At 66.4% G+C, this 13,788-nt stretch carries 11 protein-coding genes; 9 read left to right on the forward strand and 2 right to left on the reverse strand.

Annotation, left to right across the window (positions count from 1 at the left end; genetic code table 11):
• Positions 1 to 5: 5 nt before the first annotated feature.
• A complete protein-coding gene (locus MJ205_RS10185) occupies positions 6 to 1,511 on the reverse strand; it encodes an acyl-CoA reductase (protein WP_239812336.1) in 1,506 nt (501 codons plus the stop codon).
• A complete protein-coding gene (locus MJ205_RS10190) occupies positions 1,508 to 2,590 on the reverse strand; it encodes a LuxE/PaaK family acyltransferase (RefSeq protein WP_239812337.1) in 1,083 nt (360 codons plus the stop codon). Before MJ205_RS10190 ends, MJ205_RS10185 begins: the two co-directional genes overlap by 4 nt.
• 532 nt (positions 2,591 to 3,122) lie before the next feature.
• On the opposite strand from MJ205_RS10190, the gene MJ205_RS10195 reads away from it, so the two are divergent.
• The 9 genes from MJ205_RS10195 (at position 3,123) to MJ205_RS10235 (ending at position 13,787) form a co-directional block, all read left to right on the forward strand.
• Positions 3,123 to 3,935 carry a class II aldolase/adducin family protein gene (locus MJ205_RS10195; protein WP_230777563.1) on the forward strand — a complete coding sequence of 271 codons (813 nt, stop codon included), beginning with the start codon at positions 3,123 to 3,125 and terminating at the stop codon, positions 3,933 to 3,935.
• Between the two features lie 120 nt (positions 3,936 to 4,055).
• Entirely contained in the window at positions 4,056 to 5,618 is a 1,563-nt protein-coding gene (locus MJ205_RS10200; RefSeq protein WP_446715082.1) for an ABC transporter substrate-binding protein, read from the forward strand.
• A 118-nt stretch (positions 5,619 to 5,736) separates the two neighbouring features.
• Complete coding sequence (locus MJ205_RS10205; RefSeq protein ID WP_239812339.1) at positions 5,737 to 6,711, forward strand: ABC transporter permease; 975 nt, start codon at positions 5,737 to 5,739, stop codon at positions 6,709 to 6,711.
• Between the two features lie 14 nt (positions 6,712 to 6,725).
• Positions 6,726 to 7,625 (forward strand): ABC transporter permease, encoded by a 900-nt coding sequence (locus MJ205_RS10210; RefSeq protein ID WP_239812340.1) that lies wholly within the window; start codon positions 6,726 to 6,728, stop codon positions 7,623 to 7,625.
• A gap of 38 nt (positions 7,626 to 7,663) precedes the next feature.
• Positions 7,664 to 9,322, forward strand: coding sequence for a dipeptide ABC transporter ATP-binding protein (locus MJ205_RS10215; protein WP_446715083.1), 1,659 nt, complete (start codon positions 7,664 to 7,666; stop codon positions 9,320 to 9,322).
• Complete coding sequence (locus MJ205_RS10220) at positions 9,319 to 10,329, forward strand: 2-hydroxyacid dehydrogenase (RefSeq protein ID WP_239812341.1); 1,011 nt, start codon at positions 9,319 to 9,321, stop codon at positions 10,327 to 10,329. The genes MJ205_RS10215 and MJ205_RS10220 overlap by 4 nt, the downstream gene beginning before the upstream one ends.
• 56 nt (positions 10,330 to 10,385) lie before the next feature.
• Positions 10,386 to 11,768: an aspartate aminotransferase family protein gene (locus MJ205_RS10225; RefSeq protein WP_239812342.1), complete on the forward strand. Its 1,383-nt coding sequence runs from the start codon at positions 10,386 to 10,388 to the stop codon at positions 11,766 to 11,768.
• Positions 11,769 to 11,776: 8 nt separating this feature from the next.
• Positions 11,777 to 12,829: a histone deacetylase family protein gene (locus tag MJ205_RS10230; RefSeq protein WP_239812713.1), complete on the forward strand. Its 1,053-nt coding sequence runs from the start codon at positions 11,777 to 11,779 to the stop codon at positions 12,827 to 12,829.
• Positions 12,822 to 13,787 carry a DMT family transporter gene (locus tag MJ205_RS10235; RefSeq protein ID WP_239812343.1) on the forward strand — a complete coding sequence of 322 codons (966 nt, stop codon included), beginning with the start codon at positions 12,822 to 12,824 and terminating at the stop codon, positions 13,785 to 13,787. The genes MJ205_RS10230 and MJ205_RS10235 overlap by 8 nt, the downstream gene beginning before the upstream one ends.
• Position 13,788 lies beyond the last annotated feature (1 nt).

The following is a 13,788-nucleotide window of genomic DNA, read 5'->3' on the forward strand; positions in this document are numbered from 1 at the left end:
CACTCTCAGTCTGCATAGCGCGCCAGCGGCTGGGCGGCGGCCTCGGCAGCGGCATCAATCTCGGTCATCCGCACCAGGTCGAGCAGGCTGAAGCGCCCATCATGGTGCCAACCGGCCTCGGGCACGCCCATGGCGCCCAAGGCGCTGATGCGGGTGACTCCGGCAGCGCCCAGAAGGCTGGCGAGGCGGTACAAATCCTCGGGGCCCACAGCCAGGCCTGCGGTTTGCAGGTAGTCGCGCTGGGCTGCCACCAGCGGCAGCGCCTGCTCCAGGCGGTCCACCCCCACCACCACAATGCTGCGGTACAGCGCGGTGGGCGCGAGCGGCTCTAGGCTGTCGCTATAGGCGACGCTCCAGGGCGCATCGGCCGGGCCAATCAGCTGCGGGACGGTGCCGTCATCGGCGGGCGCGCGCCATTCCAGCGACTGCTGCCAGCGGGCCATGCCAGCGCCCTCTTCCAAATCCAGCGGCCGGCGTGCAAAGCGCTGCTGCAGATTGGCGAGCTCGGCCGCCAGGTAATCGGCAAAGGCGCGGGGCGCGACCGTAGCGCCCCGCTCTACATAGAACACATGGGGCGAGTAGCAGCCCTGCTGGTCGTAGCGCATGACATCCCAGGCAGCCAGCCGCGCATTGGCCGGCGCCTTGACGGCATCCAGCGCCGCCTTACCCACCATGCCAAACCCCAGCTTGTGGCCATGGGGCAAAAATCGCGTCGTCACCGGCAACTGCTGGCGCAGCGCGGCCAGGGTCTGGTTGCTGCCATAGGCCATCACGGTATCGGCCTGGGCGTAGAGCACTTGCGCACCGTCGGCGCTGTCGCCCGTCTGCGCGCCGCCGGGCCACCAGACCACCGCCAGGCAGTCGGCCAGGGGTGGATGCACTTCGGCCAGCAAACGCGCAAACCAGCCGGCAAACAGCGGCTCGGCACTGGCCAGCTTGCCAATGCTGGGCGCTTTGACGAGCAGGCCGCACACCAGGCTCCACAGCGACAGCGCCGGCACATTGCCGGCCCAGCTGTGCAGCAGCAGGCCCGGGCCATAGGCGCGCACGGCCCCGCCTTTGACGGCAGGCACAAAGCCATCGAGCACAGCAGGGTTGGCAAAATCCTCGCCGGCAAAGCGCCACAGCTGGGGCGCCCGAAAGGTCTTGAACAGGCCGTTGAGCCCCAGGCGCACCATTGCCGCGTCATATCCGCAGACCAGCGGCAGGCAGGCATCGATCTGGCGGCGATAGGGGTCGGCCGGGTCCAGCAGGCGGGCCATCGCGCGGTCAATGGCGGCGACGATCTCGGCCAGCGGCATGGGCTGCAGCTGGCGCTGCGCGGCCGCTCGCACCCGCGCCGTCAGCGCCTGCATCTGTGCGCCACTGAGCACCGGCACCTCGACCTCCAGGTGGGCGCCCGCGCGCTCGAACACCAGCACCTGCCAGCGCACCTGGTTGTCATCCAGGCCGGGCAGGTAGCCGGCCCGCATGCGCTCGGCCCCGCGTTCAGGCGCTTGCGGCGCCCTCATGCGCGCGCCGCTTGCACAAACTCGTCAACCGCCAGCGAGCAGCCCTTGGCGGCAGCCCCTTCGGCCCGGCCCAGCAGCAAAAAGCCGCCCTCGGCCCACTGGCCCACATCCTCGGTCAGGATGGTGCTGACCGCGTTGTAGTTGGCCAGGTCGCAGTGCACCAGAATGCCGCGCTCACCCGGCGCCACACTGCGGCCGCTGACGGGCTCGACCAGGCGCGAGCGAATCCAGTGCGGTCCGGACTTTACCGAAGGCAAGCGGGCATTGCCGTTGTCATAGAACTGGGTGCTCAGCTCGGTCATGCCATACATGTTGATGCAGAGCTCGGGCGGCACGCCCAGCAGTTCGGTCAGGCCGGCATAAAAATCGGCCAACGGCAAATCGCGCGACTGGCCCTTGTAGCCGCCGGTGTCCAAAATACGGCTGCCCGCCGGCAGCTGAAAGCGGCGGCCCTGGGCGCGCAGCGCATCCATCACATGCACGAGGCTGAAGCTCGCGCCCAGCAGCGCATAGGGCTGGCCGGTGCGCTCGGCCGCTTCCAGCACCGCGCAGAGCCCGTCCATATCCAGGCCCTCCGGCCCCAGAAAATAGCGGCTCTCCGGCGTACCAAAGCTCGACTTGGCCAGCGCCAGGTAATGCGCCAGCGAGGAGTTGGGCATGGCCACTTCATCGGGGAACAGGATGCCCATCGGCATGCGCGCCGTGCCCTGCATGAAGCGGGTGGCGAAGTGCCGCTGCATCGACAGGTCATACACCTGCAAGCCCGGATGAAAATGCCGGCCCCGTGCGGCGCGGCCGGTGGTGCCGCTGGTCATGAAGACGCGTTCGGCCTGCGACGGCGGCTCGCTCCGCAGCTCCAGCGCCTTGAAGGCATCGATGGGCACGGCCGGGATGTCGCTCCAGGTCTTGACCGTGCGCGGGCTGGCGCCACGGCGCTGGCAAAAGCTGCGGAACGGCGTATTCGATGCGTATTGGTAGGCAAAAAGGCGCAGCGCGAGCTGGTCAAACTGGTCATCGGTGCAGCCATCCATTGCGATGAATGCAAGCAGGTCTGCGACCAGCGTATCGGCCTTGTCCATGGAATTCCTTCGAGAGCGGTGACATCATGCTCCGAAGGCTCCCCCCATGCGCGCAACGCGGCCCATGGCAGGGAACTGGCTCTTCTTCCGCCGGAATGACCCGGTTCAAGTTCTCGGGTGTAGATCTCAGCACTGGCGTGCACCCCGGAGCAGGCGCCATCTTAACCGAGCACCACCGGCACGAGGCCGAGCGGGCTTCAAGCCATGGTCTGCGCCACGGTCAATCCCACGACCTCCGCCAAGCCCAAACCAGGGAAAACACCAGAGCCACCGCGATGGTGCATGCGCGTCCTTCCACCAGTCGCACATGCACCAGGCCAAGGCATTTCCTGCCCATTCTTGCACCATATCCAGGCGGCCCGGTATCCACGTAACCCATTGTGGTGCCTTGCAAATTTTCTGCGGCAGATCAAAGCAGCCATGCTGGAAATCACCTAGTCCGGCACCCTTTTCTTCTGCGATTCAGTCTGTTAACTTATGTCCTGTCGACAGACGACTGTCGCTAGACGACATAAATTCAACGAGGACAACAATGCTTGCAATGGCTGATGCCGACGTCCAATCCGGCTACGACAAATCGCATACCGAGAGCGAACAGCGGGTTCGCGAAGACCTGGCCGCCGCCTACCGCCTGATGGCCCATTTCGGGATGGACGACAGCATCTACACGCACATCTCGGCGCGGGTGCCGGGCCGTACTGACCAGTTCCTCATCAACCCCTTTGGCACCCTGTTCAAGGACATCACGGCCAGCTCGCTGGTCAAGATCGACGCCGAGGGCCGCATCGTCGAGGACACGCCCTACCAGGTGAACCCGGCCGGCTTTGTGATCCACAGCGCCGTGCATGCCGCGCGGCACGACGCCGCCTGCGTCGTGCACTCCCACACCGAAGCGGGCGTGGCGGTGTCGTCGCTGCAATGCGGGCTGCAGCCCAGCAACCAATGGGCACTGCAGTTCTACAACCGCGTTGTCTACCACACCTTCGAAGGCATCGCGCTGGATCTGCATGAGCGCGAGCGCCTGGTCGCCGACCTGGGCAGCACGGCCAAGGCCATGGTGCTGCGCAACCACGGCCTGCTCACCTTGGGCAACAGCGTCGCCGAAGCCTTCATCCTGATGCTGAACCTGGACCGCGCCTGCCGTGTGCAGCTGGCCATCCAGTCCAGCGGCCAGGCCATCAACCCCGTGCCGCCCGAGGTGTGCGAGCTGACCGCGCGCCAGTACGAAAGCGGCGACACCGATGTGATGCCCGGCCAGCCCAAGCGCGCCGACCCGCATGAGCGCGAATGGCAGGGCCTGCTGGGCTTTTTGCAGCCGCCCGGCCGCAGCCACTACCGCGACTGACCAGCGCGACGGACCTGCGACTGACGCCCCCGACCCTTGCATGCCGCCGCCTTTGCGGCCCCTCCGCCGCAACCCCAACGGGCCAGGCACCCCTCGATACCAAGACAGGAAGCAACCATGATCAATCGGCGTGAACTCATCTCCTACAGCCTGGCAGGAGCCGGCCTCAGCATCGCGGGCGTGCCCATGGCGGCCCTGGCACAGCAGACCAAGGGAACGATCAACGTGATGGTGCAGCCCGAGCCCTCGGGCCTGATGCTGGGCATCGTGCAAAACGGCCCGACCCAGCTGGTATCGGGCTATATCTACGAGGGCCTGCTGCGCTACGACGACAAGCTGGAGCCACATGGCCTGCTGGCGACGGCCTGGAGCCGCTCCGACGACGGCCTGACCTACACCTTCAAGCTCAAGTCCGGCGTCAAGTGGCATGACGGCAAGCCCTTCTCTGCCGATGACGTGGTGTTCTCGGTCGACAAGTTTCTGCGCAAGACCCATGCCCGCCTGCGCGCATCGCTGGAGCCGCTCGAGAGCGTGCGCGCCATCGATGCGCAGACGGTGGAATTCAAGCTCAAGTACCCGTTTGGCCCCTTCATCAGCCTGTTCGACACCGGCTCGATGCCGATGATCCCCAAGCACATCTACGACAACACCGACTACGCCACCAACCCGGCCAATGCCAAGCCGATTGGCACGGGCCCCTTCAAGTACAAGGAATGGGTGCGGGGCTCCTACATCCAGCTGGTGGCCAATGAGCTCTACCACACCAAGGGCGAGCCGATGGTGGAGAACCTCTACTTCCACATCATTCCCGATGCAGCCTCGCGCGCTGCGGCGTTTGAATCGGGCAAGGTCGATGTGGTGCCAGGGGGCGCGGTCGAGTTCTTTGACGTGGCGCGCCTGGCCAAGCTGCCTGGAGCTGCCGTCACCACCAAGGGCTGGGAGTTCTACTCGCCCCATTCCTGGCTGGTGCTGAACAACCGCAAGGCGCCGTTTGACAACCCCAAGTTCCGCCAGGCCGTCATGTATGCGATGGACCGCGAGGCCATGGTCAAGGTCGCCTGGCAGGGCTTTGCCAAGACGGCGGCCGGCCCCTTCAACCAGCATGTGAAGTTCGCCTCCGACGACGTCACCAAGTACCCGCGTGATCTGAACAAGGCCAAGGCCTTGCTCAAGGAAGCCGGCTACAAGGGCGAGTCCGTGCGCCTGCTGCCGCTGCCCTATGGCGAATCCTGGCAGCGCCTGGCCGAGATGATCCGCCAGAACCTGATCCAGGCCGGCATCAAGGTGGAGACCACCGGCACCGATGTGGCCGGCTGGAACCAGCGCACCGCCGAATGGGATTTCGACATGGCCATCATCTATGTCTACCAGTACCCCGATCCGGCGCTGGGCGTGGCCCGTACCTACACCAGCCACACGATCGCCAAGGGCTCGCCTTTCAACAACATCGAAGGCTATGTCAACCCCAAGGTGGATGCGCTGTTTGACGCCGGCGCCAAGGCGCTGACCGATGCCGACCGCGCCAAGGCTTATGCCGAGGTGCAGAAGATCCTGACCGAGGAGGTGCCGGTGGCGTGGTTACATGAGATCAACTTCCCCACGCTCTACCGCACCAAGATCAAGAACCCGATCAGCTCCGGCGTGGGGCTGAATGACAGCCTGAGCCGAGCCTCGATAGGCTAAGCACCGGTTGTGGCCCCCGGCCACAGCGCATCTCTTCTTGCTGAACTCTGCACGCTGCCAGCCCCACTGGCGCGTGCGGGATGGCTACGCTTTTGTCTCGCTCCAAGGTCTCCCCGCTATGAACCGCCTCCGCTACATGTCCGTCCGGGTGCTCCAGGGTCTGCTGGTACTCATGTGCATAGCCACCGTCAACTTCATGCTGATACGGGCTGCGCCCGGCGACCCGGTCGCGGTGATCGCCGGTGAAGCCGGCGCCTCGGACCCGCAGTTCGTCGCCCAGCTGCGCGAGCAGTTTGGCCTGGACAAGCCCGTCACCACCCAGCTGGCCAACTACCTGGGCCACATCACGCAGCTGGACCTGGGCTTTTCCTACCGGCAGCAGCGCCCGGTGCTGGAGCTGATTGCCGAGCGCCTGCCCGCCACCTTGCTGCTCACCGGCAGTGCCTTTGTGATGTCGCTGATCTTTGGCGTGGCCTTGGGCGCCACGGCCAGCCGCCATGCCGGCAAATGGGTGGACAGCGCCATTACCTTTGTGGCGCTGGTGTTCTATGCCACGCCGCTGTACTGGCTGGCGATGATGGCGGTGCTGGTGTTCTCGGTGCAGCTGAGCTGGCTGCCCGGTTTTGGCTACTTCACCGTCGGCAGCGATGCCACCGGCCTGGCCCGCGCCTGGGACATTGCCCAGCACCTGGTGCTGCCCTCGCTCACGTTGGCGCTTTTCTATATGGCGGTCTATGCCCGCATGACCCGGGCCTCGATGCTCGAAGTCGCGCAGATGGACTTTGTCAAAACCGCCCGCGCCAAGGGCGTGCGCATGGGCCGCATCCAGCGCCAGCACATTCTGCGCAATGCCCTGCTGCCCATCGTCACCCTGGCGGGCATCCAGGCTGGCGGCCTCATTGGCGGGGCGGTGCTGACCGAGACCGTGTTTGCCTGGCCCGGCATTGGCCGCCTGATGTTCGATGCCCTGCTGCAGCGCGACTACAACCTGCTGCTGGGCTGCTTCCTGGTCGCAGCCGCCGTGGCGGTGCTGTTCAACCTGATCACTGATTTTGTCTACACCCTGGTCGATCCCCGGATCGAGCTGGGCTGAAACGGAGCCTTGCGATGACTGCCCTCTCTGAACCGGCCCTGGCGGCCGACACGCCCCCCGCCAAGAACAAGCACCGGTCCACCTTCTGGCGCCGCTTTTGCCGCAACCGTGGCGCCCTGCTGGGCCTGGCCATCTTGCTGCTGGTGGCGCTGCTGGTCTGCTTTGGCCCGCTGCTGGCCGCGCACAACCCCTGGGACATGGTGGAGCAACCATTTTTGCCGCCGATGGAGCGCGAAGGCTTTGCGATGGGCACCGACACCATGGGCCGCGACATTCTCTCGGGCCTGGTCCTGGGCGCCCGCATCTCGCTGCTGATTGCGGTGATCTCCACCTTGGTGTCGCTGCTGATCGGTGTGGGCATGGGTGCCATCTCGGGCTACTTTGGCGGCTGGGTCGATGCCAGCCTGATGCGCTTTACCGAAATGTTCCAGTCCGTGCCCAGCTTTGCGCTGGCCCTGGTGCTGGTGGCCATTTTTGAGCCCTCGGTCAACTCCATCATCGTGGCCATTGCGCTGGTCTCCTGGCCGCCGGTGGCGCGCCTGGTGCGCGGCGAATTTTTGACCTTGCGCCAGCGTGATTTTGTGGCCGCCGCCCAGCTGGCCGGCCAAAGCACGCCGCGCATCATCCTGGCGCAGATCCTGCCCAATGCGGCCTCGTCCATCGTGGTGATGGCCTCGCTGATGGTGGCCACCGCCATCCTGCTGGAATCGAGCCTGAGCTTCATGGGCCTGGGTGACCCCAACCTGATGAGCTGGGGCTACATGATTGGCTCGGCCCGCACCGTGCTGCGCCAGGCCTGGTGGATGGCCGTGTTCCCCGGCGTCGCCATTCTGCTCACCGTGCTGGCCTTCAACCTGGTGGGCGAAGGGCTGAACGACGGACTCAATGCGCGCCAGGACGGGAAGACGAAATGAACGCCTACTCACACGAAGCCCTGCATATGCTTGCACACATGCCTGACCAGCCCAACACCCCGGAGCCGGTGCTGACCGTGCGCGGCCTGGACATCCGCCTGCCGCGGGGCGCCGACCGCGCGTTGGCCGTCACCCAGGCCAACCTGCAGATCCTGCCCGGCCAGACCCTCTGCGTGGTCGGCGAATCGGGCTCGGGCAAGTCGATGATCGCCAACGCCATCATGGGCCTGCTGCCCCGCCCCAAGGTGGAGCCGGTGGCCGGCGAGATCCTGTTTGATGGCCAGGACCTGCTGCGCCTGAGCGAAGACCAGCTGCGCGAGCTGCGGGGCAGCCGCATGGCCATGGTGTTCCAGGAGCCGATGACGGCGCTGAACCCGGTGATGCGCATTGGCGACCAGATGGCCGAGGCACTGGATGCCCACTTGCAGCTGCCCGCTGCCGACAAGCGCCGCCGCATCATCGCCGCGCTGACCGATGTGGGCCTGCCCGAGCCCGAGCGCCTGATCGATGCCTACCCGTTTCGGCTGTCGGGCGGCCAGCGCCAGCGCGTGATGATCGCCATCGCGATGCTGCTGGAGCCCAGCCTGCTGATTGCCGACGAGCCCACCACCGCGCTGGATGTGACGACGCAGGCGCAGATCCTGCAGCTGATGCGTGCTCTGCAGAAAAAGCGCGGCATGGCCATTCTCTTTATCACCCATGACTTTGGCGTGGTGGCCGAGATTGCCGACCATGTGGTGGTGATGCAGACCGGCGTCGTGGTCGAAGCCGGCCCGGCCCGCCAGGTGCTGCGCAATCCCCAACATGCCTATACGAAGAAGCTGCTGGCCGCCATTCCGCATGGCAATGTGCGCGAGACCCAGGCCAGCACGGCGCAGCCGGTGCTGCAGGTCAAGGACCTGTGCAAGGTCTACCGCACGGGCGGCGGCTTTTTGCGGCCCGCCCGTGAGGTGGTGGCCGCCGAGCGCATCAGCTTTGACCTGGGGCGCGCCCAGACCCTGGGCGTCGTCGGCGAGTCGGGCTCGGGCAAGTCGTCGCTCGGCCGCTGCATTGTGGGCCTGGCACCGTTTGACAGCGGCGATATCCTCTTCAACGGCCAGCGCCTGAGCTCGGGCGCCGCACTGCGCCGCCAGGCCAAGGGCAAGATCCAGATGGTCTTCCAGGACCCGTACGCATCGCTCAACCCGCGCCACAAGATTGGCGCGGCCATTGCCAGCGGCCCCATTGCCCAGGGTGTCCCCAAGGCCGAGGCCATGCGCCGCACGATGGAGCTGCTGGAGCTGGTCGGCCTGGGCCCAGAGGCGGCCGAGCGCTACCCGCATGAGTTCTCCGGCGGCCAGCGCCAGCGCATCGGCATTGCCCGCGCACTGGCGATGGAGCCTTCGTTGCTGGTGGCCGATGAGCCGGTTTCCGCGCTCGATGTGTCCGTGCAGGCCCAGGTGCTCAAGCTGTTTGCCGAGGTGCGCGAGCGCTTTCAGCTCAGCATGGTCTTCATCACCCATGACCTGCGCGTGGCCGGCCAGATGTGCGACCACCTGGCCGTCATGCAGCGGGGCCGCATTGTGGAATACGGCCCCACCGCCCAGGTGTTGGGTAACCCGCAGCACGCTTATACGCAAACCTTGATCGACGCCATCCCCTCGCTGGAGCACCGCAGCGATGAAGCGCCCATCGCAGAACAGCGGAGCCGCGCATGACCGCCATGCCCAGCACCGATGCCCCCACGGCCGCACCCCGCAGCATTGCCTTTTTGAGCAAGAGCATTGCGATGGACTTTTTGCTGCCCGCCTACCAGGCGCAGTTCCCCGGCAGCCGGCTGCTGCTGGGTGCCGAGCTGCAGGCGCTGCTCGATGCTGGCCAGCACAGCGATATCGAGGTGGCAGTCTGCTGGCACCCGCCCGCTGCCCAACTCGCGCAGCTGACCCAGTCCGCTGGCCTGCAGCTGGTGCAATCGATTGCCGCCGGCATTGACCATATCGACACCCAGGCGCTGCCTGCGAGCACGCCCGTGTGCCGCATTGTGGACAGCACCATGGGCTATGGCATGACAGCGTTTGTCAGCTGGGCGGTGATCCACCGCCAGCGCCATATGGACCGCTATGTGGCCCATGCAGCGCAGCGCCAGTGGCGCGAGGAGCCCATCGCCGCCCCCAGCCAGCACCGGGTGGGCATTGCCGGCCTGGGCACCCTGGGCCAGGGCTGCGCGAAAGCGCTGCTGGCCATGGGCTACCAGGTGCGCGGTTGGAGCCGGTCGGCCAAGCAGGGTCTGCCCGCTGGACTGGAGGGATTGCAGACCTTCCACGGCCAGGCGCAGAAGGCAGAGTTTTTGAGCGGATGCGACACCCTCGTGTGCCTGCTGCCGCTGACCGATGAGACCCATGGCTTTCTCGATCTGGCCTTGATGCGCCAGCTGCCGCGCGGCGCGCACCTGGTCAATGTGGGCCGGGGCGCCCACCTGGTCGAGGCCGATCTGCTGACCGCGCTGGCCGAAGGCCAGATTGGCGCCGCCACCCTGGACACCTTCAGCACCGAGCCGCTGCCAGCGGACCACCCGTTCTGGCAGGACCCGCGCATTCTGGTGACCCCGCATATCGCCACCCGCACCGATCCGCGCGTCATCGCCCGGCAGACCGCCCACAACTTCAGCCGCATCCGTGCAGGCCAGGCCGCCGAGGTGGCCGTGGACCTGGGACGCGGTTACTGACGCCCCCGCAAGCCCGTTAGAGAGTAAGCACCACCCAGCCCCCAGGAGATTTGGACATGAACGCAGCAGACAACACCCCCAAACGCAGCGCGCTGGACGCACAGGACATTGGCGCCCACCTGCACCCCTACACCAACCTGGCAGCGCATGAGGACGTGGGCCCGCTGATGATCACGCGGGGCGATGGCATCCATGTGATCGACGAACAAGGCCGCAAGTACATCGAGGGCATGTCGGCGCTGTGGTGCAGTTCGCTGGGCTTTAGCCACCCGCGCCTGGTGCAGGCCGGCACCGATGCGCTGCAAACGCTGCCCTACTACCACACCTTCAACCACCGCTCCAACCCGGCGATTGCCCAGTTGGCGGACCGGCTGATCCAGCTGGCCCCGGCACCGATGGCCAAGGTCTTCTTTGCCAATTCGGGCTCGGAAGCCAATGACACGGCCATCAAGATCATCTGGTACTACCACAACGCCATTGGCAAACCCGCCAAGAAAAAGATCCTGGCGCGCCAGCGGGGCTACCACGGCGTGACGGTGGCAGCCGCCAGCCTGACCGGCCTGCCCGCCAACCACCAGGATTTTGACCTGCCGATTGCGCGCATCGGCCATGTGGAATGCCCGCACCACTACCGCTTTGCCCAGCCCGGCGAAAGCGAGGCCGACTTTGCGACCCGCCTGGCCGATGCGCTGGAGCAGCGCATCCTGCAGGAGGGGCCCGATACCGTCGCCGCCTTCATTGCCGAGCCGGTGATGGGCGCTGGCGGCGTCATCGTGCCGCCCGAGACCTATTTTGAAAAAATTCAGGCCGTGCTGCGCAAGTACGAGGTGCTGATGGTGGCCGACGAGGTCATCTGCGGCTTTGGCCGCACCGGCCAGATGTTTGGCTCGCAGACCTTCGGCATCCAGCCCGACATCCTGACCTGCGCCAAGGCGCTGTCCTCCGGCTATGTGCCGATATCGGCCGTCATGGTCTCGCCCAGGATCTACGAGGCCATGGCCGCCAACAGCGGCAAGATCGGCACCTTTGGCCATGGCTATACGTATTCTGGCCACCCTGTGGCGGCGGCGGTGGCGCTGGAGACGCTCAAGGTCTACGAGGACGAGCAGATCCTCGCCCATGTCCACCGGCTCAGCCCCATCTTCCAAGGCCGCCTGCGCGGCTACCTGGAGCGCGCCCATGTCGGCGAGGCGCGGGGCGTGGGCATGATCGGTGCCCTCGAGCTGGTGGCCGACAAGGCCACGCGCCAGCCTTTTGACCCGGCGCTGAAGCTGGGCTACCGCCTGGCCCAGTACGCACAGGAAGAAGGCCTGATCGTGCGCGCCATGGGCGACGCGGTGGCACTGTGTCCGCCGCTGATCATCACCGAAGCCGAGATGGCCGAGATGTTTGCGCGCCTGGACCGGGCGCTGGACAAGCTGCAGGCCACCCTGCCATGAGCGCCGCCATGCAAGCCTTCTACAGCCCTGACCAAGCGCTGCACCACCCCAGCCAGTTCATGCGCCTGGGCAAGCTGGTGCCCGCGCCCGATCTGCCCAGCCGCGCCGAAACCCTGGCCGATGCCTTGCAGCAGGCGGGCCTGGCCGTCAGCACCCCGCCCGACATGGGCCGCGCGCCGCTGGAGGCCGTGCACGCCCCGCACTACCTGGACTATCTGCAAACCGCCTGGCCGCGCTGGCAAGCCATGCTGGCCAGCGGCGCCAATGCCGGCCCCGAGGTGATGGCCAACCTCGCGCCCTACGCCGGCGTGCCTGCCGGCCAGCGCCGCCCGCGCTGCCCATCGCCGGCGCTGATACCGCAAACAGGCTACTACCTGGGTGACCTGTCCTGCCCGCTGGGGCCGGACAGCTGGCAGTCCATCCTGCGCTCGGCCCACAGTGCCGTGGCCGCTGCCGATGCGGTGATTGCCGGCGACCGCATGGCCTATGCGCTGTGCCGTCCCTCGGGCCACCATGCGCACTGGGACCGGGCCAGCGGCTTTTGCTATGTCAACAACAACGCCTGCGCCACCGCGCGCCTGGCCGGGCATTTTGGGCGGGTGGCCGTGCTCGATGTCGACGCCCACCATGGCGATGGCACGCAGAGCATCTTCTATGCCCGGGACGATGTGCTGACGGTCTCTACCCATGCGGAGACGAGCAGCTACTTTCCGTTCTACACCGGCTACGCCGATGAGCGCGGCGCCGGCGCGGGCGAGGGCTGCAACCTGAACCTGCCGCTGGCCCATGGCAGCGGCAATGCGGAGTTTTTGGCTGCGGTGGACACCGGCTTGGAAGCAGTGCGTGCCTTTGCCCCGCAGGCCGTGGTGCTGGCCCTGGGCTTTGACACCTTCAAGGACGACCCGATCAGCGTGCTGAAGGTGGACTTTGAGGCCTACCGCGCCGTCGGCCAAAAGCTGCGCGCACTCGGCCTGCCTCTGGTGGTCGTGCAGGAAGGCGGCTACCTGGTGGAAGCCATCGGCCCGGGCCTGCAGGCCTTTTTGGAGGGCCTCCATGGCTGAGCAGGCTGCGCAGCACCACAGCCAGATCGGCAGCCCAGCGCCCTTGCCAGCGCAGCGCGAGGCCGATGCCGCGCGCCGGCTGCGCCAGGGGCTGGGCCTGTTTCTGGCAGCGCTGCTGTGCTTTGCCTGTTATGACGCCTTTGCCAAGCACATGCTGGCCCGCTACCCGGCCACGGTGATGAACCTCTCGCGCTACACCGCTATCGGCGTGCTGGCCTTGTGGGTGATGCACCGGCATGGCGACTGGTCGGCACTGCGCTGGGGACGCCTGCGCAGCGGCAAGTTGCTGCTGCTGCGCAGCCTGATGCTGGCCATTGTGGCCACCTGCTTCATGACGGCGCTGGCCACCATGCCGCTGGCCGAGGCCACCGCCATCTATTTCACCGCGCCGCTCATCATGGTGGCGCTTTCGCCCTGGCTGCTGGGCGAGCGGGTCGGCCGCGTGCAATGGGTGGCGGTGCTGCTGGGCTTTGCCGGCATGCTGCTCATCGTCCGCCCGGGCAATGCCCTGCCACTTGCCGGCACCGTGCTGATGGCCGTCTCGGCGGTCTGCTATGCGCTGTTCCAGGTGCTCACGCGCAAGCTCTCGGGGGTGGTGCCGACGGCGGTGCAGTTTGCCTATATGGCGCTGTTTTGCCTGGTCATCACCAACCTGCCGGCCCTCTTCCACCCGATCACCGAATGGCCCGATGCGCCACAGCTGGCCTTGCTGCTGGCCGGTGGTTTTGTCAGCGGTGGCGCGCAGTTGCTGCTGCTGCAGGCCTTCCAGCGCGCCTCGGCCTCGACCCTGGCGCCGATGAACTATGTACAACTGTTGCTGGCGGTGCTGATCAGCACCTTCTGGTTCCAACGACCGCCAGACAGCCTGGCCCTTTATGGCATGCTGATGATCAGCGCTGCCGGCGTCTACCTTGCATGGCCCCGGCGGCAAAAGCACACCGCTCACCAGGCATCCTGAC

It is taken from the genome of Comamonas sp. B21-038 (assembly GCF_022387135.1).
GTDB lineage: Bacteria > Pseudomonadota > Gammaproteobacteria > Burkholderiales > Burkholderiaceae_C > Comamonas > Comamonas sediminis.